This window comes from Nocardia sp. NPDC051756 (assembly GCF_040681495.1).
Taxonomy (GTDB): Bacteria; Actinomycetota; Actinomycetes; order Mycobacteriales; family Mycobacteriaceae; genus Nocardia.
This window is the reverse complement of the sequence record NZ_JBFAYV010000004.1, coordinates 146,254-170,566: the sequence shown is the minus strand read 5'-3', so window position 1 is coordinate 170,566 and position 24,313 is coordinate 146,254. Positions and strand designations below refer to the sequence as shown.

18 protein-coding genes and 1 tRNA gene are annotated in these 24,313 nt (G+C 68.7%); 11 read left to right on the top strand and 8 right to left on the bottom strand.

All coding sequences use genetic code 11. From position 1 onward, the window contains the following. Nucleotides 1-29: 29 nt before the first annotated feature. A complete protein-coding gene (locus tag AB0M22_RS17740; protein ID WP_364727451.1) occupies nt 30-1,007 on the top strand; it encodes a pirin family protein in 978 nt (325 codons plus the stop codon). A gap of 134 nt (nt 1,008-1,141) precedes the next feature. Beyond that, nucleotides 1,142-1,438: an excalibur calcium-binding domain-containing protein gene (locus tag AB0M22_RS17735; protein WP_357391113.1), complete on the top strand. Its 297-nt coding sequence runs from the start codon at nt 1,142-1,144 to the stop codon at nt 1,436-1,438. Nucleotides 1,439-1,503: 65 nt separating this feature from the next. On the opposite strand, the gene AB0M22_RS17730 is transcribed toward AB0M22_RS17735, so the two are convergent. Continuing rightward, nucleotides 1,504-1,725, bottom strand: a complete 222-nt coding sequence (locus AB0M22_RS17730) for a DUF3618 domain-containing protein (protein ID WP_218474887.1) — start codon at nt 1,723-1,725, stop codon at nt 1,504-1,506. Between the two features lie 244 nt (nt 1,726-1,969). Between AB0M22_RS17730 and bcp the strand changes: the two genes are divergently transcribed. Beyond that, a complete protein-coding gene (gene bcp, locus AB0M22_RS17725) occupies nt 1,970-2,443 on the top strand; it encodes a thioredoxin-dependent thiol peroxidase (RefSeq protein WP_364727447.1) in 474 nt (157 codons plus the stop codon). On the opposite strand, the gene AB0M22_RS17720 is transcribed toward bcp, so the two are convergent. After that, the gene (locus tag AB0M22_RS17720) at nt 2,440-3,180 is read right to left on the bottom strand and encodes a TetR/AcrR family transcriptional regulator (RefSeq protein WP_364727444.1); all 741 of its coding nucleotides are present in this window, start codon (nt 3,178-3,180) and stop codon (nt 2,440-2,442) included. The genes bcp and AB0M22_RS17720 overlap by 4 nt on opposite strands. Nucleotides 3,181-3,279: 99 nt before the next feature. On the opposite strand from AB0M22_RS17720, the gene AB0M22_RS17715 reads away from it, so the two are divergent. Continuing rightward, a complete protein-coding gene (locus tag AB0M22_RS17715; protein ID WP_364727441.1) occupies nt 3,280-4,236 on the top strand; it encodes an ATP-binding cassette domain-containing protein in 957 nt (318 codons plus the stop codon). Between the two features lie 47 nt (nt 4,237-4,283). Next, a complete protein-coding gene (locus tag AB0M22_RS17710; protein WP_364729774.1) occupies nt 4,284-5,012 on the top strand; it encodes an ABC transporter permease in 729 nt (242 codons plus the stop codon). A gap of 71 nt (nt 5,013-5,083) precedes the next feature. On the opposite strand, the gene AB0M22_RS17705 is transcribed toward AB0M22_RS17710, so the two are convergent. After that, nucleotides 5,084-6,376, bottom strand: coding sequence for a hypothetical protein (locus tag AB0M22_RS17705; protein WP_364727438.1), 1,293 nt, complete (start codon nt 6,374-6,376; stop codon nt 5,084-5,086). Nucleotides 6,377-6,614: 238 nt separating this feature from the next. Here AB0M22_RS17705 and AB0M22_RS17700 point away from each other — a divergent pair, with 238 nt between their 5' ends. Beyond that, nucleotides 6,615-7,235, top strand: a complete 621-nt coding sequence (locus AB0M22_RS17700) for a TetR/AcrR family transcriptional regulator (protein WP_223885232.1) — start codon at nt 6,615-6,617, stop codon at nt 7,233-7,235. On the opposite strand, the gene AB0M22_RS17695 is transcribed toward AB0M22_RS17700, so the two are convergent. After that, nucleotides 7,232-8,044: an alpha/beta hydrolase gene (locus AB0M22_RS17695; protein ID WP_364727435.1), complete on the bottom strand. Its 813-nt coding sequence runs from the start codon at nt 8,042-8,044 to the stop codon at nt 7,232-7,234. The two genes, AB0M22_RS17700 and AB0M22_RS17695, sit on opposite strands and share 4 nt — an antisense overlap. 137 nt (nt 8,045-8,181) lie before the next feature. On the opposite strand from AB0M22_RS17695, the gene AB0M22_RS17690 reads away from it, so the two are divergent. Beyond that, nucleotides 8,182-9,339: a helix-turn-helix domain-containing protein gene (locus tag AB0M22_RS17690; protein WP_364727432.1), complete on the top strand. Its 1,158-nt coding sequence runs from the start codon at nt 8,182-8,184 to the stop codon at nt 9,337-9,339. A 9-nt stretch (nt 9,340-9,348) separates the two neighbouring features. On the opposite strand, the gene AB0M22_RS17685 is transcribed toward AB0M22_RS17690, so the two are convergent. Continuing rightward, nucleotides 9,349-9,780: a holo-ACP synthase gene (locus tag AB0M22_RS17685; RefSeq protein WP_150403360.1), complete on the bottom strand. Its 432-nt coding sequence runs from the start codon at nt 9,778-9,780 to the stop codon at nt 9,349-9,351. Nucleotides 9,781-9,791: 11 nt separating this feature from the next. Continuing rightward, on the bottom strand, nt 9,792-19,151 hold the full coding sequence (locus tag AB0M22_RS17680) for a fatty acid synthase subunit beta domain-containing protein (RefSeq protein ID WP_364727428.1): 9,360 nt from the start codon (nt 19,149-19,151) through the stop codon (nt 9,792-9,794). 387 nt (nt 19,152-19,538) lie between these two features. Here AB0M22_RS17680 and AB0M22_RS17675 point away from each other — a divergent pair. The 4 genes from AB0M22_RS17675 to AB0M22_RS17660 all read left to right on the top strand — a co-directional run bounded on the left by AB0M22_RS17675 (nt 19,539) and on the right by AB0M22_RS17660 (nt 22,141). Continuing rightward, nucleotides 19,539-19,620 (top strand) — tRNA-Leu (locus AB0M22_RS17675). A 167-nt stretch (nt 19,621-19,787) separates the two neighbouring features. Next, nucleotides 19,788-20,222: a hypothetical protein gene (locus AB0M22_RS17670; RefSeq protein ID WP_364727425.1), complete on the top strand. Its 435-nt coding sequence runs from the start codon at nt 19,788-19,790 to the stop codon at nt 20,220-20,222. After that, complete coding sequence (locus AB0M22_RS17665; RefSeq protein WP_364727423.1) at nt 20,219-21,280, top strand: site-specific integrase; 1,062 nt, start codon at nt 20,219-20,221, stop codon at nt 21,278-21,280. The genes AB0M22_RS17670 and AB0M22_RS17665 overlap by 4 nt, the downstream gene beginning before the upstream one ends. Before the next feature lie 18 nt (nt 21,281-21,298). Then, nucleotides 21,299-22,141, top strand: a complete 843-nt coding sequence (locus tag AB0M22_RS17660; protein ID WP_364727420.1) for a DUF2637 domain-containing protein — start codon at nt 21,299-21,301, stop codon at nt 22,139-22,141. A 425-nt stretch (nt 22,142-22,566) separates the two neighbouring features. Here the strand turns inward: AB0M22_RS17660 and AB0M22_RS17655 are convergent, their stop codons facing one another. Both AB0M22_RS17655 and AB0M22_RS17650 read right to left on the bottom strand, forming a co-directional pair. After that, nucleotides 22,567-23,052 (bottom strand): hypothetical protein, encoded by a 486-nt coding sequence (locus AB0M22_RS17655; protein ID WP_364727417.1) that lies wholly within the window; start codon nt 23,050-23,052, stop codon nt 22,567-22,569. A 755-nt stretch (nt 23,053-23,807) separates the two neighbouring features. Continuing rightward, complete coding sequence (locus AB0M22_RS17650; protein ID WP_364727415.1) at nt 23,808-24,269, bottom strand: hypothetical protein; 462 nt, start codon at nt 24,267-24,269, stop codon at nt 23,808-23,810. Between the last annotated feature and the right edge of the window lie 44 nt (nt 24,270-24,313).

Sequence of the window (24,313 nt, the reverse complement as noted above, 5' to 3'; positions counted from 1 at the left end):
GACACCAAATGCCTTACCAGGAGGTTCAGATGCCCGCCATCACCGTCCCCGACCTGATGATCCTGCCTCGCCTGCCTCAGCCCACCGAGACCATGCGCGAACGCCCGGTCCGCACCGTGGTCAGCGCGCCGAAACAGCGCGAGGGCGCGGGCTTCGAGGTACGCAGGCCGTTCCCGAGCGTCGACCTGCGCACCGCCGACCCGTTCATCCTGCTCGACCAGATGGGCCCGGTCGCCTACGAGCCGCACGAGGCCAAGGGCGCGCCGTGGCATCCGCACCGCGGATTCGAGACCGTCACCTACGTCATGGACGGCGCCATGGTGCACCACGACTCCAACGGCGGCGGTGGCGTGATCGGCGAGGGCGACACGCAATGGATGACCGCGGGCTCCGGCATCCTGCACGACGAACTGCCCACCGAACAGCTGGTCATGGCCGGCGGCTGGTTCCACGGCATCCAGCTGTGGGTGAATCTGCCGCGCGCGCTCAAGTTCGCCGCGCCGCGCTACCAGGACCTGCGCGGCAGCGAACTGACCCTGGTCAGCTCGCCCGACGGCGGCGCGCTGGTCCGGCTCATCGCCGGCTCCGTCGGCGGCTTCGACGGCCCCGGCTCGACCTACACGCCGATCGCCTACGCACACGCCTCGATCAGCCCGGGCGGTCGGCTGGAAACGCCTTGGCCGCAACACTTCACGGCGATGGCCTACGTGCTCTCCGGCAGCGGCACGGTCGGCGCCGAGCGCAGGCCGGTGCAGGAGGGGCAGCTGGCGGTTTTCGGCCCCGGCGACGCGATCACGGTGAGTGCCGATGCGCGCCAACACAATCGGAGCGGCGATCTGGAAGTGCTGTTGCTCGGCGGGCAGCCGATTCAGGAACCCGTCGTCCAATACGGGCCGTTCGTCATGAATACCCGGGCTGAAATCATCCAGGCAATGGACGACTACCAGGCAGGACGCATGGGAAACATCCCCGCCGAGCACGTGGCGGGCCATCGTCTGGGCGAGTGAACGCGGCGCAGCGGACATCCCCTAATGCCCTAGTTCTCCGGCGATCCGGTTGACAACCGGCCAACGCGTCACGACAGTGGATGCGGCGTCCGGTCGGACGCCCTATCCACCGCAGCAACTATCTAGAGGAATACATGAACGTTCGTCGGCTTACCTTCAGCGCTGCCGTCGCGGGACTGACCCTCCTTGCGGCGCCGACCGCGCTGGCCCAGCCCCCCTCGGGCTCCTCCGGGACCGGCTCGTCGGCCGTCGATACCGGCTCCGCCGCAACCGGTTCCGCCGGTCTGACGCAGACCGGTTCGGCGGGCGGCGCTTTCGCCAACTGTGATGATGCCCGCGCGGCCGGACGGGCTCCGCTCTTTCGCGGAGAGCCGGGCTACGGCCCGCACCTGGATCCGGATGGCGACGGGTTCGCCTGCCCCACGGTCTGATATTCGCGAAACAGAAACACCCGGTGTGCCGAGGCATACCGGGTGTTCTGCTGTTCGGGGACCGATCAGCGGAAGATCTTGAGCAGCACCAGCCCGACCACCAGGGCGGCCGCGCCGATCAGGCTGTACTTCACCTTGGGCTCGTTCAGCTTCCGCAGCACGATCTGCTTGCTGTCGCTCGCGATCCGCTGCGGATCCGCGCGCACCGCGAGTTCGTCGAGCGTGCTCGCCAGCCGCGTGCGCGCGGCCTCGATCTCCTGCTCGATCCGCTCGGTATCCTTCGCCACGTTCAGGCCTCCTGTGTTTGATGTGCCGCGCCAGGGCTCGAATCGCGGTGCGTGTTCGGCCTTCGCGGGTCACCCTCAGCTCCCGGACGAGTCTATCGGTCCGCGCGGAGTTGCCCGGGGGCGCGCGGTGATCTGTCGATCCGCACAGCGCCGCGGGCTCGCGCGCGACGCCGGTCTTGTCGGTCCATACAGTGTCGTTCGGTAGGTCCACACCATGTCCGAGCCGTCGGTTACGGTGCAGGACGTGACCGACAACCAACGACTCTCCCCCGGCGATACCGCCCCCGATTTCACGCTGCCCGACGCCGACGGCAAGGACGTGTCGCTCGCCGACTACCGCGGCCGCAAGGTGATCGTCTACTTCTACCCCGCCGCGAGCACCCCCGGCTGCACCAAAGAGGCCTGCGACTTCCGCGACAACCTCGCCGACCTGGACGGCGCGGGCATCGACGTGCTCGGCATCTCGCCGGACAAGCCGGCCAAGCTGGCCAAGTTCCGCGACGCCGAGCAGCTCACCTTCCCGCTGCTGTCGGACCCGGACCGTGCCGTGCTCACCGCGTGGGGCGCGTTCGGCGAGAAGATGATGTACGGCAAGACCGTCACCGGCGTCATCCGCTCCACCTTCCTGGTGGACGAGGCAGGCAAGATCGAGGTCGCCCAGTACAACGTGCGCGCCACCGGCCACGTCGCCAAGCTGCGCCGCGACCTGTCGGTCTAAGGCCGCTCGTAGGACCGGATGAACTGCTCGTATCCGTCGAGCAGGCGGTCCAGGCCGAAGCGCAGGTCGGCGTCGTCCCACTCGACGTCGTCGTCATCGAAGGCCTGGGCGGCGAAGGCGCGGGTGAGCGCGGGGAAGCGGTGCGGATCGAGGACCTGGCTCAACAGAGCCGGGTACTCGTCGGTCTCGCCGCCCTCGGCCATCTCCTTGGCGACGCGCATCCGGCCGATCATGTACAACGAAACATTCAGCACCAGTTGCAGTTTGATCGACTCCGGCACGGGGGTCTCGGCGAACATGGCCAGGCCCGCGTCCAGCCAGGCCATGTTGCACGGTCCCATCGGGGGCGCGGCCAGCGGCAGGTCGAGGAACCAGGGATGCCGGCGCATCGACCCGGCCACGCCCCACGCCCACGCCTCGATTCCGGCCCGCCAGCCGACCTCGGTCGGCAGCTCCGGCGGTTGCCCGATCGCGCGATCCGACACCAGGGTGAGCAACGTGTCCTTGCTGTCGACGTATCGATAGAGCGACATCGTCGTGAAGCCGAGGTGCTTGGCCACCCGGCTCATCGACAGCGCGGTAACTCCTTCGGCATCGGCCACCTCGATCGCCGCGTCGATGACCTGATCGAGGCTCAGACCGCGCTTCGGTCCGCGGGTTCCCGGCTCGTCCAGACCCCACATCAGCGCGAAGGACTTGGCTACCGCCGATGTGTCCGCCTCCGGCGTGTCCACCACTGTCGACCCCTCTTTTCGATGACCTCTTGTCTCGCGTCGAAAACTGTGTACCGTTTAAACAAAGTTTAACCCATACACAGTTTCGATTCGAGGAACCCCATGACAGTCCCATCCACCCCCGCCGTCAGCATCAGCGGGTTGACCAAAGCCTTCGGCGAGCGGACGGTGCTGGCCGGCATCGACCTGGAAGTCGCTGCGGGAACGGTCTTTTCGCTACTGGGCCCAAATGGGGCAGGCAAGACGACCATGGTGCGCATCCTGGCCACGCTGGCCGACGCCGACCGCGGCCAGATCCGGGTGGGCGGCCACGAGCTCGCGCACGAACCCGACGCGGTGCGCCGCACCATCGGCGTCACCGGCCAGTACTCTGCGGTGGACGAGGTCTTGACCGGCGCGGAGAACCTGCGGCTGATGGGCAGGCTGCTACACCTGGACAAGCCGGAGAGCGCGCGCCGCACCGCTCGGCTGCTCGCACAATTCGAACTCAACGAGGCCGGAGATGCGCGGGTCGCCACCTACTCCGGCGGCATGCGCCGACGCCTCGACCTGGCCATGAGCCTGATGGGTGAACCGCGGATCATCTTCCTCGACGAACCGACCACCGGACTCGATCCGCGCAGTCGCCGCGAACTCTGGCAGGTGATCCGCAACCTGGTCGCGGACGGCGTGACGATCTTCCTCACCACGCAGTACCTGGAGGAGGCCGACCAGCTCGCCGATCGAATCGCGGTGCTGCACAACGGCAAAATCGTCGCCGCGGGCACGCCGGGCGACCTGAAGCAGCTCGCGCCGGGCGGCCACATTCAGCTCCGTTTCGCCGACCGGCAGGGGCTGGCCGCCGCGGCGCTGGCCGTGCCGGACGCCGAGATCGACGCCGAGCAGCTGACGCTGCTGGTCCCCTCGGACGGCAGCGTCGGCACCATCAAACGGCTACTGGATCAGTTCGACGATCAGGCGATCACCATCGACCAGCTCGCCATCCACACCCCCGACCTGGATGACGTGTTCTTCGCGCTCACCGGGCATCCCACCACGCAGAAAGCAGCGGCGCTGTGACCATCACCCTCACCAATTCCCGCCTGGCCGTCCAGGATTCGGCCACCATGCTGAGCCGCAACCTGCGCCACACGGTGCGCAGCCCGGACACGATGATCATGTCGGTCGTGGTGCCGGTCCTGATCCTGTTGATGTTCGTGTACGTGTTCGGCGGCGCGATGAACGTCGGCGGCAAGTACATCGACTACGTGGTGCCCGGCATCATCCTGCTGTGCGCCGGATTCGGTTCGGCGACCACGGCGGTGAGCCTGGCCACCGATCTGTCCAACGGCATCATCGACCGCTTCCGCACCATGGAAATCGCCCGTTCGTCGGTGGTGACCGGGCATGTGGTGGAGAGCCTGCTGCGCAATCTGCTCACCACGACCCTGGTGATCCTGGTGGCCGTCGCGATCGGTTTCCGGCCGACGAGCGACCCGCTGCGCTGGCTCGCGGCCTACGGCATCATCGCGATGTTCGTGCTCGCGATGTCCTGGCTCGCGGCCGCGTTCGGGCTGCTGGTGAGCAATCCCGAGGCGGCCAATGCGTGCATGTTCTTCTTCATGTTCCTGCCGTACGTGAGCAGCGCGTTCGTGCCGACCGAGTCGATGCCGAGCGCGTTGCACTGGTTCGGCGAGAACCAGCCGGTCACGCCGGTGATCGAGACCATGCGCGGGCTGCTGATGGGCACGCCGATCGGCAACGGCGCGCTGCTGGCCGTGCTCTGGTGTGGCGGCATCGCGCTGGCGGGTTATCTCCTCGCGGGAGTGTTGTTCCGGCGCAAGACAAAACACTGACGCGGCCCAAAAGGTAAAGGTCCGGCTCCGGAGGGGTAGAGCCGGACCTTTACACCGCAGGTGTTCCGGCTCTAGGTGGGCGTGATCTGCTGAGCGGCCCATTGCAGCATCATGCGGAAGTGGTTGTCCCACCAGTTGTAGGAATCCTCGGTGAAGGCCGCCGGGGGCGGCAGCTCACCGGGGAAGAGCAGCGCGCTGTTCGGTGCGCCGACCTTGTTGGTCGAGGCCGGGATGCCCGAACCGGAGAACAGCGAGGCCGCGGCATTCGTCTCGGTCTCGTGCGCGGGTTCGGCCGGCATCAATTCGGTCCGCTCCGGCTGCCCGCTACCCCACCGCTGGACGGAGTACTGCGGCCTGCCGTCGGCCGGATCGATGGTGACGATTGAGATCTCCGAATCCGCCACCGCGACCGGAGTCCGCCGGTCCAGCACGGGACCGTCGAACCCGCGCGGATCGGGCCGCACCTGATCCAGCTTGCCCGCACCCGAATCGCCGCGAACGATCTTGGCGTCGGCGGTGCTGTGCGCGTCCTTGAGCGCCGCGCCCGGCAGCGTCCGCGCCGAACCACCCGCCGCGTACACACCACCGACCACCAGGCCGCCCGCGAGCACGCTGGCCGCCGCGAACACCGCGGCGCCGCCACGCACGCGGCGCACCCGCTCCTCCGTCTCGCCGATCCCGTCCACGTCGGCCATCGCGTACAGCGCGGCACCGGCCGCGGACGCGGCCGCCGAGGACTTGCACGGGATCACCGGCGCGCCGAAGGCGTCCACCGCCGCGACGACCGCGGGCTTACCCGCCGCCGAGCCGATCAGCACCACCGCGTCCGGCCGGACCGCCTGCGCCTCGAACTGATCCCAGGCCGCCGTCACCGCGGCGCCCATGGATTCCGCCGTCGCGCCGCCCGCCTGACCGATCGAGGCGAGGATCCGGCGACGGTCGCCGTCTACCAGGGTGAACGCCTGATGTCCCGGCACCACCTCGCAGATCAGCAGGTCCTCGAACTCGTCCAGCCAGGTCATCATCCCGGCCACGCTGAGGTGCGCCGACTTGGACGACACGAGCGAGGCGGTATGCCACTGCCCGGACGCCAGGCGGGTGACGATGGCCCGCCGCTCCGCCGCGTCCCGATAGACGACCGCGGCGCCCGCGATCTCATGATCCGGGCCGAGTTCGGTGGCGAGTTCGTCCATCGCCAACTCGACCGCTTCGGCCAAGTCCGCCTTGCTGTCGCCTGCCGTTCGTTTCACCCGATGCAGCAGCACGCGCTCGGGTAGCCGGGCGCCGGTGTCGGCGAACGCTACCGCGTGCACGGCGCCACGTTCGGTGGAAACGCCGAGTGTTACCACTGATCGAGCTACCACTGGTCACGCCTTCCTGGTCCTTTCGCGCGTCAGAAGCCACGCGCGCTCGGTATGTGTTCGGTGCCAGATTCGATCTGGATGGGTAGTGAATCGGACAGAAGATGAACACGCAGAAGCCGTGCGCGTGTCGTGTGCGTGTCCATACCGTTAGCCTGGATACGTGGAAGTACGCGCGGAGGCCAGGTCGAAGCAACGTCTGGACCCTGCGTTGGAGCTGCAGGACGACCCACAGGAGCTCATGCCGCGGCGACGGCCGACGCAGGAACGCAGCAAACGTAAGTTCGACGCGCTCTTACAGGCGTCAAGGGAACTACTCGTAGAAGTGGGTTTCGAGTCGTTCACCTGTGAAGAAGTGGCGGCACGCGCCGAGGTTCCGATCGGCACGCTCTACCAGTTCTTCGCCAACAAGTACGTCATCGTGTGCGAACTGAATCGGCAAGACCTCGTTGCCGTTTCCCGGGAGCTTGCCGATTTCCACGGCGAGATCCCGTCGCTGGACTGGCTGCGGCACATGAACCAGTTCGTCGACCACATGGCGAACCTGTGGATGACCGACCCGTCCCGGCGCGAGGTATGGCTCGCCATGCAGTCGACGCCGTCGACGCGGGCGACGGGCGCCATCCACGAGAAGGAATTCGCCGAGGTCGTCGCGCAGATGCTGCGCCCGCTCACGCCGCGCACCCCGCGGCCGCGGCGCACCATGATGGCCGAGGTGCTGGTGCACGTCGTCTATTCGATGCTGAACTTCTCCGTGCAGGACGAGCAGAGCAACGCCGAGGCGGTGTCCGAGCTCAAGCGCCTGATGGTCGCGTACCTGCTGGTCGCGGAGAAGGAGTCGCGCTCGGCCAGCGGGCGCTAGGCGGTCTGCCCGTCGACCGCCCGGCTGGGCGTGACGCCGTCGAGAATGGTGTTCGCGATCAGCTCAGGGTTGTCCCACATGGGCATGTGGCCGCAGTCGGGCAGGGTGACCCACTTGGTGTGCGCGGGGAGTTGATCGCGAACCTGGCTTGTGCGCGGCGGCAGCATCCGGTCCAGCGTGCCGAACGCGATGGTGACCGGCACGGTGATCGCCTGTCCCCCTTCGAAGCGCAGCTTCTTCGCGATCTTCAGCGCGCGCCGCAGCGTCGGCCCGGAGCGGTCGAGGTCGCGCGCGACGTCGACCGCCTCGGCGGCCGTCATCCGATCCGGATGGCCGACGGCGGGCCACAGGGTGATGGACCTGGTCCGGCCGATCACCGGGCCCGCGGGCGTCCGGGTCAGCAGCGCCCCGGCCAGTCCGACCTGGAACTGCGCGCGCAGCGGGAACGGCATCCGCTTGTGCCACAACGCAACCGGCGCCAGCCCGACGAACGCACTCGCCAGCCCGCGCTTGGTCGCCTCCAGCCCGATCAGTCCGCCCATCGAGTTGCCGACCAGATCGACCGGCTCGTCGATGCCGAGGCGCACCAGTTCGGCGGCCAGCCCGTCGACGATCCAGTTCATGTCGAGATGCACGTCCGGGCCAGGAGCCGGCGTGTCTCCGAAGCCAGGGAAGTCCAACGCGATCACCCGGCGCTGCGCGCTGAGCCGATCGAGGACCGGCAACCAGCACCGCGCCGATGCACCGCCACCGTGCAGCAACACCAGCGGTCGGCCCGTGCCGCGTTCGATGCGGTTCCATTCGGTCATCGGTGACTCCTTCAGCTACTCGGCAACCTTGCCGACTCTCCAGTATTACGCACCGAAATACCAGTCCGCTATGGTGCATTTGCGAAACTCGCGGCGCACCCTTTGTCGCCGAGTCCAAACAGAGCTACCCTCCAGCAATGGCTGGTCCACCACCACCTGGCGACCGCCGCGCCCTGTTGGCTCGGCTGTTCTCGCACGCCACCGAGCTGACCACCGAGGCGATCGAACGGCTCAGCGCGGAGATCCCCGCCTACGCGCAGCTGGATCGGGCCTCGCTGCTGCCGGACGCCATTCGCACCGTGCAGCAGCTGTTGCGCACGCTCGCCGCGGGACGTGAATTGACCGTCAGCGAGCTGGCCGTCTTCACCGCGCTCGGGGAAGACCGTGGCCGCCAAGGGATTCCGGTGACCGAGATGTTCCGCGGCTGGCGGGTGGCGGTGCGTTTCGCGATCGACGAGACCGTCGTCATGGGCCGCCGCCTCGGCATGTCCGACGGCCAGCTGCTGGAGCTGACGAACGACATTCTCGCCCTGACCGACACCGCGATCCTGGCGGTGACCCGCGGCCATCTGGACGCCGAATTCCAAGTGACCCTGCACGATCAGCAACATCGCGCCGACCTGGTCCGCGGCATCCTGTTCGGCACGCTCGCCCCGAGCGAGATACGGCTGCAAGTCGAGCGCTACGGCCTGGATTCCTACCGCGAATACCACGCGATCCGGGCCCGGCCGAGCGCCGACCTACCCGCCGATCGACTGGCCCGACTGCTCGAGCCACCGGCGAGCAACCCGGCCCGCGGCCTGCTCGCGGTCATCGACGGCGACATCGCCGGCATCGTGGACGCCGCGCCGACCGCGGAGATCGCCACGGCGGCCGGCATCGGCCCACCCGCCCGGCTGGACCGGATGGAGCCGTCGTTTCGCCGGGCGACCCGGGCGATGGCGACCGCGGACGCCTTCGAACTCACCGGCGTGCGCGACCTGGCCGGTCTCGGGCTGCTGCCCGCGATCCTGGCCGACACCGAAGTGGGCGACGAACTCGTCCGCCGCTACCTCACTCCGCTCGGCGAAAACGACACCGCCGCAGCGTTGATCGACACCGCCCAGCACTATCTGCGCAATGGCCTGCGCGTCGATCACACGGCCAAATCGATGGGCCTGCACACCAATACGGTGCGCTACCGGCTGCGCCGCTACCAAGAGCTGGTCGGGATCGATCTCACCGAACCCGACCGCGCCCTCGAAGCCTGGTGGGCGTTGCAACGCAGTCGATTACAACGCACGCACCGAGAGTGACTGTCCGCCTTACCCTTCGCGTCCTTCGATCAAATCCACCATCTCGCCGGGATCTTCGAGCACCACCATCGCCGCGGCGGTGTCACCGTCGTGGGTCAACGACAGGTGAACCCTTGCCCGCGGCAGGAATTCGGCGGCCAGGCCGTGCAGCTTGATGCTCGGCCTGCCCCAGGCGTCGTTGACCACTTCGATCAGCGGATACGGATTGTCGCCGATCTGCGGGCGGCGAGCGAAACGGGATGAGGCCCAAGCCTTTATCACCGCTTCCTTCGCCGCCCAGCGCACCGCATAGCTGCGCGCGGGATCGGTCCCCTTGCTCTGACAGTAGCGTCGCTCGCCCGCGGTGAAACTCTCTCGGAGCATCGTGGTTCCGGCGCGTTCGAGCTGTTCGGCGAACTCGGAGATGGTCACCAAGTCCAAGCCGATACCGAGGATCGTCATATGCCGGGAGCCTACGACCTGGTCTGGCGGTCGGTGCCCGAACTGTCCGCAATGTGGCCTGCGCCGCAACCGAAGCCGTCGGCCCGGTACGCGCCGTCCCCACCGAGGCGAGCCTCGGCCGAGAGCAGCACATCCGCTTCGAGCTGCCGCGACTGCTTGGCCGGCGTGCCATCGCCGCCCATGCGCCGATCCGCCGGACGCTCGTACAGCGGAGCCCCGCCGCACATCGCCTCGGTGAACCGCTGCCGCCCGGCGAGCTGACGCTGCTGCGCCCGCTCCTGGTAGGCCTCGCGCCGCTCCGGGTCGATCGCCTGGATGAACGCCTCCGGATGCACCACCGCGAGCAGCCCGTTGACGTGCCCGAAGCCGAGCGAGGTCAGCAGACCGGCCTTCAGCGAGAACTTCTCGCCGAAGCGCAGCGGCTCGCGCGCCCACACCAGGTGCGGGTACGCCTGCATCTTCTCATCGACACAGTCCAGGCTCCGGTTCGGCGGCACCACACCGTTTTCCAGCACCTGGCACAGGCCGATCAGCTGGAACGCGGCCGCGCCGCCCTTGGCGTGCCCGGTCAGGCTCTTCTGCGAGACGACGAACAGCGGCGCCCCGTCGGAGCGGCCGATGGCCGTGGCCAGGCGGGTGTGCAGCTCGGACTCGTTCGGGTCGTTGGCCGCGGTCGAGGTGTCGTGCTTGGACACGACCGCGATGTCGTCCGGGCCGACGCCGAGCTTGCGCAGGTCGGCGGCGAACCGGGACTCGCGACCGCCACGCCCCGCACCGAGCGCGCCGAGACCGGGCGCCGGGATGGAGGTGTGCACGCCGTCGGCGAAGGACTGCGCGAAGGCGACCACGCCGAGCACCGGCAGGCCCATCTCCACGGCCACATCACCGCGGGCCAGCAGCACGGTGCCGCCGCCCTGCGATTCCACGAACCCGCCGCGACGGCGGTCGTTGGCGCGGGAGAAGTACCGGTCGCTGATGCCCTTGGCGCTCATGGCCGCCGAGTCCGCGGTGGCCGACATGTCACCGAAGCCGACGATGCCCTCGATGCCGAGATCGTCGAAGCCGCCGGCCACGACCAGCTCGGCCTTGCCGAGGCGGATCTTGTCGACGCCCTCTTCCACCGACACCGCGGCGGTGGCGCAGGCCGCCACCGGGTGCACCATCGCGCCGTAGCTGCCGACGTAGGACTGCACCACGTGGGCGAGCGCCACGTTCGGCAGCGCCTCTTGCAGGATGTCGTTCGGCCGCGACTCGCCGAGCAGGTTGTCGACGTAGAGCGAGCGCATCGAGGACATGCCGCCCATGCCGGTGCCCTGGGTGTTGGCCACCAGGCTCGGGTGCACCCAGCTCATCAGTTCGGCCGGGCTGAAGCCGGAGCTGACGAACGCGTCCACCGTGCAGACCACGTTCCAGAGGGCAACGCGGTCCACCGAATTCGCCATCTCCGCGGAGATGCCCCAGATGGTCGGATCCCAGCCGGTCGGGATCTGGCCGCCGACGGTGCGCGTCAGCTTGGCCCGGCGCGGCACCCGAATCTCGGTGCCCGCCTTACGGGTAACCGTCCAGTCCGCCGAATCCGCGACCGGCACGATGACCGTGTGCTCCGGGTCGGCCGCGTGGAAGGCGCGGGCCTCGGCCTCGCCGCCGACCGTGAAGGTCAGGTCCTGATCGAGGAACACCGACGTCATCAGCGGCGCGCTGTTGTCGATCATGGCGCCGTCGTCGCCGTAGCGGCGCACGCCGCAGCGGGCGACCACCGCGTCGTGGTACTTGTCCGCCAGCTCGGATTCGGCGACGTAGTCACCGGATTCGGCGTCGTACCAGCCGGGCTTGGGATCGTTCTCCCAGGTGACCAGGCCGGTGGTCCAGGCCAGCTCGAGCACGCCGGCGGCGGAGAGCTGGTCTTCGACCTCCATCTCGAACCGGGTGCGGGCCGAGCCGTACGGGCCGAGCTCGCCGGCTCCGACGATCACCACCATGTCGGCGAGATCGGTGGTGACCGTGCCCCATTCGGGCACCGGCAGCACCGAGGACATGGTCGGCGGTGCGGGCAGCGCCGAAATCGTCGCCGCCGCTTCGGCTTCCGTCTCGTCCTCGGCGGCGCGTTCGGCCGCCTGCTTGGCCAGTGCGGGCAGATCCAGCTTGGCCCTGGCCAATCCGCCGGTCAGGTCGATCTGCTGCGGGCCGGTCAGGGTGACCTGGCGAGCCCGCGAGGTGCACCACTTGAGCAGCTCGTCGGCCATCTCGGCGGTGGACCAGGTGGTCACGCCGGCCTGCTCGACCGCCTCGACCATCGGGTCGTTGTGGCCCATCAAGCCGGTGCCACGCACCCAGCCGATCATCGCGTGCACCAGGGTGACCCGGGTCGACCACGACTTCTCGGCCCGCCACTTGGCCACCACCGCGTCGAGCGCGGCCTTGGACTCGCCGTACGCGCCGTCGCCGCCGAAGAGGCCGCGGTTGGGCGAACCCGGCAGCACCACATGCAGTTTCGCGTCCACGTCGTGGTCCGCGCCGATGGTGGACAGGCCACCGATCAGCCGTTCCACCGACCAGAGCAGCACGCGCATTTCCATCTCCGCGCGGGCGCCCGCGTCGGCCAGGTCACCGGCCACCCGCGGCGCCGCGAACGGCAGCAGCATGGTCGGGGTCAGCGCGTCCTTGGTCTTGATCTTCGCGCCACCGGCGTTGTCCACCTGCTCGGTGCCGACCCACTCGATGAGCGCGTCGATGTCCTGGTAGGACGCCATGTTCGCGGGCACCACCCAGAGGGCGGCGCCGTGCCGGGCGTTGTCCCGGTACAGCTTCCGGTAGAAGCTCAGCCGGTCGTCGTTGAGGCTGGAGGTGGTGACCACCACGGTCGCGCCGCCGCCGAGCAGCTGCCCGGTGACCGCCGCCGCGATGGAACCCTTGCTGGCGCCGGTGATCACCGCGATGTCCGCGGACCAGACGCCGCGATCGTCGGTGCTCAGCGCCGCCTTGCCGATCCGCTCGTACACCCCGGCGAGCACCGAACGGGCCTCGTGCTTGGCCCGCTCCCGCCACCAGTTGGCCTGCGCGGCAACGGCTTCGCCGGCCCCGAGATAACCGTTCACCGGCAGTTCCGCGGTCTCGGCGTCGTTGCCGAGCCACAGCCGGGCCAGATCCTCACGGGCGGTGGCCCACCGGTCGTCGAGCAGCACGGCCTTGCGCGGATCGAACGCGGGCGCGACCAAACGCGGCCAGTCCGAACCCAATTCGGCCGAGACCAGGTCGACCAGGGAGTTGTCGGTCGCTTCCGGCGCGGACATCTGCTCGGCCAGGCCGAGCTGCTCGAGCACCACGCGGGCCGCGGTGGCGAGCACGCCGTCGCGTCCGGTGATCTGCTCGGTGAACTCGCCCAGCGCGGCCGCGTCGACGGTGCCACCGCCGCCGCCACCGGCGGAGGGCAGCGAGACCGCGACGCCGCGGCGCGCGGCGACCGCCTGCACGGCGGTGTCGATGGCCGCGTCGACCGAGGCGGCATCGCCCAGCGTGCCGGAGACCAGCCCGCCGAGGTCGCCGCCGCGAACGCTGGCGCCTTCGCGGGTGCCGAGGGAGACCTCGGCGGTGACGTGGTTGGCCCAGCCGTCGCCGAGCTCCCAGACCTTCTTCACCCGTTCGGCGATCGCGGCCGGGCGCTTGCCGGACGGGCCGAACACCTTGCGCAGGTGATCACCGATCGAGTCGGACAGCACCGAACCGAACGGCTTGTAGGTGCGGGCGAGCCGCTCGACCGTGACCGACAGCGCGCCCATGTCCGCATCCGCGGCACCGTCGATGGCGCCGAGCGAGAGCTCCGAGCCGAGGTCGACGAGCAGCTGGTTGCGGCGCGAGGAAACGCCGTCGCACAGGCCCTCGATGGTGTCGACCGGGCCGATCTGGTCCAGCCGCAGCTTGGTCCACAGCGCGATGAGCACGCGGGTGGCGTCGGCGGCGGTGAAGGTGATGTCGTCCGGACGCGGTCCGCCCGAGCCGGCCACCGGCGCGGCAGCCGCCACGGGAGCCACGGCAGGCGTTGCGGCCGAGGCGGTTTCGACGGTTTCCTCGATCGGCTCGTCGACCGGTGCGGGATCGGTGTCGGTGGAGTAGACGATTCCGGCCTCGCGCTCGAGGTTGAGCACCTCGACCGTCGCGCCGCTGAACGCGGGCAGCTTCAACGTCTGGGTGGCCAGGTTGGCCACGGTAGGCGTTGCGCCCAAACCGATCTCGACGAACCGCTCGACGCCGAGGCCGCCGTGCGCGGCGTCGGTGAACAGCAGGTCCTGGGTCTCGATCCAGCGCACCGGGCTGGCGAACTGCCACGCCAGCAGTTCGACCAGCACGATGCGGCACAGCTCGACCGGTCGCGCCGACCAACCCTCGAAGTCGGCGAGGACCGCGGCGAGCGGCTCGGACGGCACCAGATCGGCGATCTCCTGGACGAATTCACGCTCCAGGGAGAACGTCTTGGGCACCAGGTTCGGGATGTAGCGGCCGATCAGGACTTCCGGGTGCAGGTCCTCGGGCAGCAGCTGCTCGAGCTTGTGCCGGAACTCCGGCACGCCCTTGCGCAGCACGGTGGAGTGGAACGGCACGTCGATGCCGGGCACCAGGATGAACGCCCGCTTGCCGCCGAATTCCGCACGGCGGCGGTCGATCTCGGTCTCCAGCGCCTCGAGTCCGGCGACCGTGCCCGCGATGGCGTACTGCGAGCCGCGCAGGTTCAGGTTGACGACCTCGAGGAACTCCCCGGTCGCCGCGCCGATGCCGTTGACGAAGTCGATCACCTCGTCGTCGGGCAGCCCGATCTGCGAGGGCCGGATGGCCGCGAGCCGATAGTCGCTGCGGCCCTGGGCATCCCGCGGCACCAGCTCGTGCATCGCGGAACCGCGCTGGAACACCACCTCGAGCACCGCCTCCAGCGGCAGCACCCCGGCGGCCGCGGCGAGCGCGTTGTATTCACCGACCGAGTGACCGGCCAGCATGGCGCCCTCGACGAAGGCGCCGGCCTCACGCAGCTCGGCGACCTGAGCGACACCGAGGACCGCCATCGCGACCTGGGTGAACTGGGTCAGGTGCAGCACGCCGTCCGGGTGCCGGTGCTCGACGCCGCGGGCCTTGAGGTAGGTCGGATTGTCGCGCACCACAGCGAGAATGGAGAAGCCGAGTGCGTCGCGGGTGTGCTTGTCGGCCCGGTCCCAGATGGCCTTGGCGGCCTTGGAGCGGGTCCGTGCGTCCAGGCCCATGCCCTTGCGCTGGATGCCTTGGCCGGGGAAGGCGTAGACCGTCTTCGGCGCGGCGGTGCGACCGGTCGCGGTCATCACCAGCTCGCCCGCGGTCCGGCAGGACACCTCGACGATCTCCGCGCCCGCGTCGACCGCGATCCGCTCGACGCGCACGTCGATCTCCGCGCCCGGGCGAACCATGCCGAGGAAACGGGTGGTCCACGCGGTCACGGTGCGAGCCGGGATCGCACTTTCCGGGTCGACCGCCGAGACCGCGTGCTGCGCGGCGGCGGAGAGCCACATGCCGTGCACGATCGGGCTGCCGAGACCGGCCAGCTTGGCCGCGGAATCGCTGGTGTGGATGGGGTTGTGGTCGCCGGAGACCGCGGCGAACGCGTGCATGGTGCGCGGCGAAACGATGGTCACGTCGCGCCGGCGGCGACGCGGGGTCTCGGTGGCGTCCGCGGACACCGTGCCCGCCGCACGCGGCGGGTCGGTGAGCTCGCCCGCGCCGTTGCGGCCGCGGATGGCGAACCGCTCGGTGAGCGTGGCGACGGTCGGCATGGACATGCCGGTTTCCGGCCGGTCCAGCATGCCCGCGATGCGCACCCGCACCTCGACGACCCGGCCGAGGTCGGTGTCGAGCGTCTCGCCCGCCTCCGCCCGCACCGCGAGAACGCTTGCGCTGGTAGGCAGTTCGCCGGCCAGCTCGATCTGGTGGTCCAGGTGGACCAGGTCCAGCATGCCCTCGATCACGCTCGCGCCGTCCGCGGCCCGAGCCGCGCCGAGCACCGCGAACACGGCGGGCCAGCAGGCGCCGACCAGCACGTCCGGGACGGTGCGGCCGAGCGTGCTCAGCGCCGACGGCAGACCCGAACCGGTGACACCGGCGTGGTCGGCGACCAGGTCCGGCGACCAGGCGATGTTGAGATGAGCGACCTTGCCCTTCACCTCGGGCAGCGACTGCCCGGCGGCCACGGCGATCAGCGCGGTCATCGCGGTGTGCGCGTCGGCCTCGGTGACCACCGGGGCGCCGCCGTTGTAGGTGGCGGTCGGCACGGTGATGCGGATGCGAACCACGTTGCTGCCCAACAGCGGAACGGTCAGCTCGACGTACGCGTTGTCGGCTTCCGGGCCGGTGGTCTCGGTGAGCGTGGCGCCACTCGGCGGGTGCACGGCGCCCTTGCCGTCCACCGTCCACTCGGCCACGTCGCCGAGCCGGTACACCGGGTTGACCGTGGTGCGGCCGGACCATTCGATGTCCGGCGCGGCGAGCACGGTGTCGATCGGGCCGGTGGTGACACCGGCGACCCGGCGGGCGTCGATCGCGACCGGCACCACGCCGGCGCGGACCAGCGAGTACGCCGTGTCCTGCTCGAAGCGGTCGAGCAGTTCGCCGACCGGCTCGTCGACCCGGGTGATACCGGCGACCGAGACGGTGCCGGGGATGACGCACACCTGATCGGCCGAGTAGCGCGGATCATGGGCCTGCCACAGCGAATCCGAGCGCCACCAGCGGCGCACGTCGCCGTCGACGACCGGCACGAAGTTGACCGGTTTGCCCGGGGTCTTGCAGAGCGTCACGAAGAACGGGACGTCGGCCGGGTGCAGCACGGTCTGCTCGGCGACCGGGTACTGCGCCTTGAGCGCGCACAGCGCGCCGACCGGGTTCTCGAAGGCCGCGTCGTCGGCGAACAGCGTCGGGATCTCGCCGCGGTCGGCCGGATGCAGCCGGGATTCGGTGCGGCGCATCATTTCCGCGAAACGGTCACGCCAGGTGATGTCGAGCCACACCGAACGGGTGGCGTCGGTGATCGCGTCGCCGATGTCGCTGCCGCAATCGAAGTCCTTGCGCCGGTCCAGCCCGACCGCGAGCTCGATGTAGCGCTCCAGCCAGTCCAGGTAGGTCATCGAGGCGACATCGCCGAAATACGGCTTGGCCGTGGCGTTCAGCGCGGCGATGATCTCGTCGCGGCGTTCGGCGACCGCGTCGGCGTCACCGGCGACCTCGTCGAGCAGCCGGCCGGTGCGCGAGGCGGCGTTGTCGATCTCGTGGATGTCGGCGCCCAATTGGCTACGGCCCGAAGCCATTCCGCCGGACGCGGTGCCGGCGCCGACCCAGTCGGGCGTGCCGGGGGTGTCGACCAGCAGCTGCTTGACCTCGGCCGCGGTGGTCGCCTCCAGCGTCGCCATGGCGGCCGTGCCGACCAGCACGCCGTCCAGCGGCATCACCGGGTAACCGTGCTGGGCCGCCCACTCGCCGGTCAGGTATTCCGTTGCGCGCTCGGGGGTTCCGATGCCGCCGCCGACGCAGACCACCACGTTCTCGTGGTTGCGCAGCTCGGCGTAGGTCTCCAGCAGCAGGTCGTCCAGGTCTTCCCAGGAGTGGTGCCCGCCGGCCTTGCCGCCCTCGATGTGCATGATCACCGGGTAGTCCGGCACCTCGGCGGCGATCCGCAGCACCGCGCGGATCTGCGCGACCGTGCCCGGCTTGAACGCCACGTGCGAGATGCCGACCTCGGTGAGTTCCTTGATCAGCGCGACGGATTCGTCGAGTTCCGGAATACCGGCGGTGACGATCACGCCGTCGAACGGGGCGCCCGCGGTGCGCGCCTTCTGCACCAGTCGCTTGCCACCGAGCTGCAACTTCCACAGGTACGGATCGAGGAACAGCGAGTTGAACTGCACCGCGCGACCCGGCTGCAACAGCGTCTTCAGCTCGGCGACCCGATCGGCGAAGATCTGCTCGGTCACCTGACCGCCACCGGCCAGCTCGGCCCAGTGACCCGCATTCGCCGCCGCCGCAACGATTTTCGCGTCGACGGTGGTCGGTGTCATGCCCGCCAGCAGAATCGGCGAACGTCCGGTCAACTTGGTGAACGCGGTCTCGACCACGATCCGCCCGTTCGGCAGCCGAACCGGGCGGGGCGCGAACGCCGTCCACGGTGCGGCGGTCTCCGGCGCGGCGCCCGGGGTGAGCAGGCTGCGCTGCCCGGCCCGGGTCGCGGCGGCGACCATGCCGACGCCGGTGCCCTTCAGCGAACCGCCGGTTACCCGGGACAGCAGATCGCCGGGGCCCAGATCCAGAATCCATTGCGCGCCTGCGGCAACCACGCCGTCGACGATCTCCACCCAGTCGATCGGATCGACCAGGATCTCCTGCGCGAGCGCGCCGGCCAGCGCCGCGTCCAGCCCGCACTGATTGGCCCAGGAGCTCACCAGGTCCACCGTGTCGGCCAGCGCCGGGTGATGGAACGCGACGTCGACGAGCACGTCCTCGAAGACCGGCGCGAAGATGGCGCCACCGCGTACCTTGGCGTCGCGTTCGCGCGACTGCTCGTCATGAATCTGGGCGCAGCGCTGGCGCACCCGCTCCAGCTGAGCCGGCGTGCCGGACAGCACCGCGCGCCTGCGTCCGTTGCGGATCGAGACCACCGCGGCCGAAGCCGGGTCGATGCCCTCGGCCACCTGGGCCACCACGGCCCGCAGTTCGTCGGGATCGACGTTGGACACCGCGACCATCGGCGAGCGCTCGCCCACCGGCATCAGCCCGCGTCGCCGCGCCACCAAACCGGCGGCCGCGCCGATCAATTGCGCCACCGCGAGGATCTCGGCGTCGCGCTGCCCGCCGGCCTCCACCGCGGTCGCCGCCAGGCGGCCCTGCGAGTGCCCCACGATCGCCACCGGCGCGTGTTCGGTCGGATCCAGACCCTGCAACCGCAGCGCGCGCATCGCGGCGATCTGCGAGAGCAGCACGCCCGGCATCGACACGGCGGCCGAACGCAGAATCTGCGCCGACGGGGCCGCGGAGACCTCACCCTGGTCGGTGTCGACCAGTTCGTCCTCCAGCATCCACCCGATCGGGTCGAAGCCGACCGGACGGACCACAAGCAGTTGTGCCGCAACGGGTTCCAGCAGCGCTTCCGCCTCGTTGACCAATGCGGTCAATTCGGGCTCCAGCGCGCTGTCGCGGCCGATCTCTTCCAGTTCGTCGAGCCACTGGGCGCCCTGTCCGCCGAACGCGAGCGCGTAGGGCGTCCCGTTCAGCAGGCGATCCAGCAGTGGCGATCGGGTCCCAGCCCCCTGGGCCGCACCGACCTTCGCGCTCTGTCCGGTACCGGTCTCGGTGCTCTCGTTGATCGTCAAGACGATTCGACTTCCTTCTCCTGGCGACATGCCCTCCGAGACACGCCGCTCCCTCCGGTGCGCAGGTGTTCCTCAGCGTTGGGGCCTGATAACGGCGAGGATAGCCAGAATCATGAGGAAATCCTCACGTTTGCTCGTCGCCTAGACCGCATACTGCCCAGTATTCGTGTACGCCCGTACCAGAACTATGCCAAACATGACCCTTCCTCATGTTTGAACACGCTGGTCTACCGGGTTACTAACACGTAGGAAACATGAGCGCCCCTCATGTTGATGGTTATCTAATCGTTATAATCCCTGGTAGGGTTACCGACCAGTACGCCACGCCCGCCCGGAGCTTCGCGAAGTCGGTCAAGCCCGGTAGAGTTTGCACGGTCGTACCATCACGCGCGAGTGGCGAAATTGGCAGACGCGCCAGATTTAGGTTCTGGTGTCCACGGACGTAGGGGTTCAAGTCCCCTCTCGCGCACCGCTGACCGGCAGATCTGCCGGATGTTCGCATCGTGTGTTCAAGCGCTCTTGAGCACACGAGAGGCGAGCCGTGATTACCAACTCTGACCTGCGCCAACTTCCGACCACCTCGCCAGAAACGGCCCGATCGATGGCACGCGAGGGGTTTGCTGGGCGGGGGCAGGCATGATCCCCGCGCTGGTACCGCCGCAAGGTCAACTCCAGGAGATGATCCACGGTCCAGTACCTACCGACCAGATTGTCCGGGTAGCTGACGGCGATCTCGTCTACGGCGTGTCGTCGGTGAGCGATGGTGGCCGAATCGCTGACAAGCATCTACTGTCCGCGCTAGGGTGCCGCCCCTCCATTCGCCTGGAAGTAGCCGTCACCGATTCCGGGGCGCTGCTGATCCAACCGGACGATAACGGCACCGTGGTCGTTACCAGTGACGGATATATCCGGATTCCCTACCGCAAGCGTCGGAGGGTGTGCTTGTTCGTTGGTGATCGGGTGCTGCTGCTGGGGCGGCGCAGCACCGGCCGCCTGCTGGTCTATCCACCAGCCGCCATGGGTGAGCTGTTCGAGGCGAGCCTGCCCCTGCTCGTGGCGGTGATCAGGTGAGCGTCCCCGCCGTCGAAGCCGCCGCGCCCGCGGAGACCATCGCAGCGGCGAAACTGCTGCTCGCACAGATGGGCATTTCCCCTGCCGATCTAGTCACGATCACTACGCGCGTGCCGACGTTCGCCGAGGTTATTCCCCGGGTCCGCGCCACCCTGTCGCCGGGCACGCTGCGCACCTACAACACGGGGCTGACTCGGCTGGAAGTCACCTGGCCCGACCGTCGCCTCGACGAGCCGACCAAGGCCGAATTCGAAGAGATGACACGTGCCATCCAGGCGGGTGCACGCGTCAACCGGGCGTCGCGTGGTGGCACCAGCGCGGTTCAGAACTTCATCAGCGCGCTGCGCTGTATCTACCGCTACGCCGAGGACAGCGGGTGGATCCGCCGGACCGATAACGTGGCCCGTCAGTTGGCCATGCCGGTGCGGCGTCCCTCGCACCGCTACGCCATTCCTTCGGCTCGGCTGGCCGAGATCTGCCAGGCCGCCGCTACCAGCGGCGACGACCCGGAACTCGACGCGCTGATCCTGCGCCTGCACATCGAGACCGCGTGCCGTCGCAGCGGTGCGCTCGCTCTGCGCCCGCACGATCTCGACCGTGAGCAGTGCCTGGTCTATTTGCGGGAGAAGGAGGGCAGCGACCGTTGGCAGCCGGTCTCACCGACCTTGATGCGGTATCTGATCGAGCACGCCGAGCAACGCCACAGCCCGCTGATGGGGCAGTTGCTGCGCTACCGCAACGGGCGCGCGATCAGCTCTCGCCGGTACGACCACATCTGGCATCGCGTCGGGGAGATTCTGCCGTGGGTCGCCGCCCAGGGCATCACCACCCACTGGCTGCGCCACACCACCTTGACGTGGGTCGAACGCACCTTCAGCTACGCCGTCGCCCGCGCTTATGCCGGACACAGCGGCAAAGGCCCCGGCGCCACCGCCACCTACGTCAAGTCCTATCTGGCCGAGGTCGCCGCCGCGCTGTCGGTGCTCACCGGCGAACCCCATCCCATCTTGTCCGCGCAACTGCCCAGCCCGACCGCGATGACCGCGTCTGCACGCTGATCGCTTTGGAAGGTATTCATGGCTGACACCGCCCCCGAGCTCACCTCAACCGAAACCCCTCACTCAGACGTGCGCACGCCACCGCGTCCGCGTGCGCACGTCTTTTTCTGGAGCGTGCTCGCCGCCGCAGCAGCGATCAGCATCACCGGCAATGCCACCCAGGCAGTCCTGCACACGACCGCACTGCCCGCGATCGCTGCGACCGTCGCCATCGTCCCGCCACTGGCGCTACTGGCCGCCGTGCACGGCGTCTCCATCCTCTTGGGTACGCACGCCCACGCCCGAGGCATCCACTTCATGGCGGCGGCGATGACAGCGCTGATCGCCGCCGCCGCGTTCTGGCTGTCCTTCACGGCCCTTCGATCCCTGGCACTCCTGGCCGGCATACCAGCAGACGAGGCATGGCTCTGGCCGCTCATCGTCGAAGGCTCCATGACGCAGTCCACCATCGCGCTGCTCGCTCTAGCCCACACCACGAACCGCGTCGAGCACCGTGCGCACGCCGACGGCCTCTCCACCTGCCCGTCCGTGAATCCCACGGACACAACCACTCTCGAAGTCGAGCCACCCACCCACACGGGCGTTAATAACGGTGCCGTGCATACGCTCCCGGTTGCCACACCGCAACCGGATCCGTTCGCTGACGTGGCGACCAGGGTGTGCGCACAAGATCCTGGACGCCGCCGAGATCCGGACATCGTCATACGCATCCTCACCCGCCATCATCTCGACGGCTGGAGTTCCACACAGATCGCCAAGGAAATACAGCGCAGCCGCTCAACAGTCAGTCGAATCATCAGTGACGCCGCCGACCTGGTCGATCTCACGCAACACCTGCACGCCGACTCACCAACTCGCTGACCAGAGAGAGCGACCTGCGATGGCAAACGAACTCATCGCCATCCCCTACTCAACCCAGCAAGCATCCGTCTTCCACGACCTACCAACCGTCGAAGGAGCGTCACCATGAAATCGCCCCCTACAACATCTCTGTTCTCCCCCGCTGCTGAACCTCGACATTCGCAGCACGGCGGAGTTCAATCTTCTAGAGTTCATCCACGCCAGACGTCAGCAGCGGCACCATCGCGCAGCAGGGTCTATCGCAGCGCACCACCGCTGGGAGGGGAACTGCTCATGGACATCGACATCTTGCCACGCGTCGGATACCGAAGCCAGTTGTGGTGTAGTGGTTTTCCGCATGCGCAGTAGATCGCCTGGCTGCCGGTTAGGTTCGACCGGCTCGGCCGTGAAGAACAGGTCGTCGTCTGCGGTGAGAGTGTCGGTCATCATCTGCTCCCGATGTCATGAGCCAGTGCCACGAACCAGGCGATACCGGAGCTCAACTGCCCGGTCGCGGCGTAGCCGTTGTGGCGGGCGACGGTGTCGGCGTAGTGCAGCCACACGCCGGGGTTGCCCAAGTCGGCGTTGTCGGCCATCAGTTGGCCCCAGGCATTGCCGAGTTGCCCGGCAAGTTTCGGCAGGAGCCCCAACGGGTTGCTTGCCACCGCTGCTGTGATCTCGTTCCATTTCGTCGCCGCTGCGGCCGCGTCGGCCGGACTCGGAGCGGGGATCCTGGGGTCGGCTGCGTCGATCAGCCGTTGTGCGAGGCTCTGTTGCGGGGCGTAGTCGGCATTACCGGCCCCGACCTGGAAGTCGTGATTGACCACCGTTGTCCACGCCTCCCCTAGCGCCGCTGATAGCAGCGCGTTGAGCGATCCGAGGGCGGTAATGGGATCGTGCAGGCTGGCCTGCGCGGCGATTTCAGCCCCCACTCGTAGTAGCGCTGCTTTGTCCGGTGCTGAGCATGCGAGGTCACCGTCGACGCAGATGTCGGCGACTCTGCCGGTCAGTTCGCCGTATGTTGTGCCGGTGTTGGCGATTCCGCCGCCGCCCGCTGCTGCGTTGCTGATCTGTATCGCCGATGTTGCGGCTCCGCTGGTGCCAGGTGCCGGATCAGGGGTGACTTGACCCGGTCGGCCGGGAAAGGTCGCACCCCCCACCGGCCGCGCGGGGTTGGAATACAGTGCGATACCTGCGATTCGGTCCGGCGATACCGGGCCAGCGCCTGATCCGACGTCCTGTGCGAAACCGGCCATCGCTTCTGCGCCTTGGGAATAGGCGACTCCGGCGATGAGCGTTGCCCGGCAGATTCGTGCGACCTCAGCGGCGGCGCCGTCGAGTTGAGCGCGCGCGTCGGCGACCGACGCAGAATAGGGATCGGCGCCACCACCAGGGACTGCCCCGCCGAAACCCGCCGAGTAGCTGATATAGCTGTGTTGCACCAGTCCAGGTGCTGCGGCCTGGACCGGTCCCAGCAGTGCACCGACCACGCCGGTGTCTGCGAGCGGATCTGCTGTGGGTGAGGACTGGCCTGTCCCTTGGATCCCTATCACGTACAGTGCCGGGCAGCCGGGCCCGATCGGAACCGCCTGCGCCGGACTGGTCACGGCGGTGCTGATCAATCCCGACCCCGCCAGGGCTGCTGCCCCGGCGACGGCCTTGAGGCGATGTGCCTTGTTCGGAGTGCTCATGGCTGGCCGACCCCCACTCCGGCGCCGAAACCCGCGCCGACCGTTCCGCCCACGGCGGCGCCGACGGCGGCGGCTGGAACCCCGGCGATTGCCGCACCAGCGGCAGCCCCGGCGGCCGCACCCAATGCGGTACCGGCGACTCCAGAGGTCACCGTCCCGATAATCGGCACCGGCACAAGAGTTCCCAGTGCCGCTCCCGCGATTCCACCGACCGTGCCGCCGATCAATCCACCGACCACTGCCGCGGCGGCGGCCACGGGCGCGCCGGCGATTGTGGCGCCTGCGGCTCCGCCGACGAGGAGTCCGGCGGTCGTCGCCCCGCTGACTCGATCCGACCGCCCCGGTGGAAGGCCGATCGAGTCCAGGCCCTGTGCCACTTGGGCTTCCAGCCCCGCTGCGGTGTTGTTGATCGCGTCCCGGCATTCCGGTGGTAGCCATTCCGGTGAGGGAGTCTGCAATTCGCCGATCCTGATGGTGTTCGGCGGTGCTTCGATCGGTGCTA

What these genes read in the sequence shown, in the direction of transcription:
- AB0M22_RS17670 (WP_364727425.1), top strand. Translation starts at nt 19,788, where the DNA reads ATGATCCCCGCGCTGGTACCGCCGCAAGGTCAACTCCAGGAGATGATC.
- AB0M22_RS17700 (WP_223885232.1), top strand. Translation starts at nt 6,615, where the DNA reads ATGCCGCGGCGACGGCCGACGCAGGAACGCAGCAAACGTAAGTTCGAC.
- AB0M22_RS17695 (WP_364727435.1), bottom strand. Translation starts at nt 8,044, where the DNA reads ATGACCGAATGGAACCGCATCGAACGCGGCACGGGCCGACCGCTGGTG.
- AB0M22_RS17660 (WP_364727420.1), top strand. Translation starts at nt 21,299, where the DNA reads ATGGCTGACACCGCCCCCGAGCTCACCTCAACCGAAACCCCTCACTCA.
- AB0M22_RS17715 (WP_364727441.1), top strand. Translation starts at nt 3,280, where the DNA reads ATGACAGTCCCATCCACCCCCGCCGTCAGCATCAGCGGGTTGACCAAA.
- AB0M22_RS17735 (WP_357391113.1), top strand. Translation starts at nt 1,142, where the DNA reads ATGAACGTTCGTCGGCTTACCTTCAGCGCTGCCGTCGCGGGACTGACC.
- AB0M22_RS17710 (WP_364729774.1), top strand. Translation starts at nt 4,284, where the DNA reads ATGCTGAGCCGCAACCTGCGCCACACGGTGCGCAGCCCGGACACGATG.
- AB0M22_RS17690 (WP_364727432.1), top strand. Translation starts at nt 8,182, where the DNA reads ATGGCTGGTCCACCACCACCTGGCGACCGCCGCGCCCTGTTGGCTCGG.
- AB0M22_RS17740 (WP_364727451.1), top strand. Translation starts at nt 30, where the DNA reads ATGCCCGCCATCACCGTCCCCGACCTGATGATCCTGCCTCGCCTGCCT.
- AB0M22_RS17685 (WP_150403360.1), bottom strand. Translation starts at nt 9,780, where the DNA reads ATGACGATCCTCGGTATCGGCTTGGACTTGGTGACCATCTCCGAGTTC.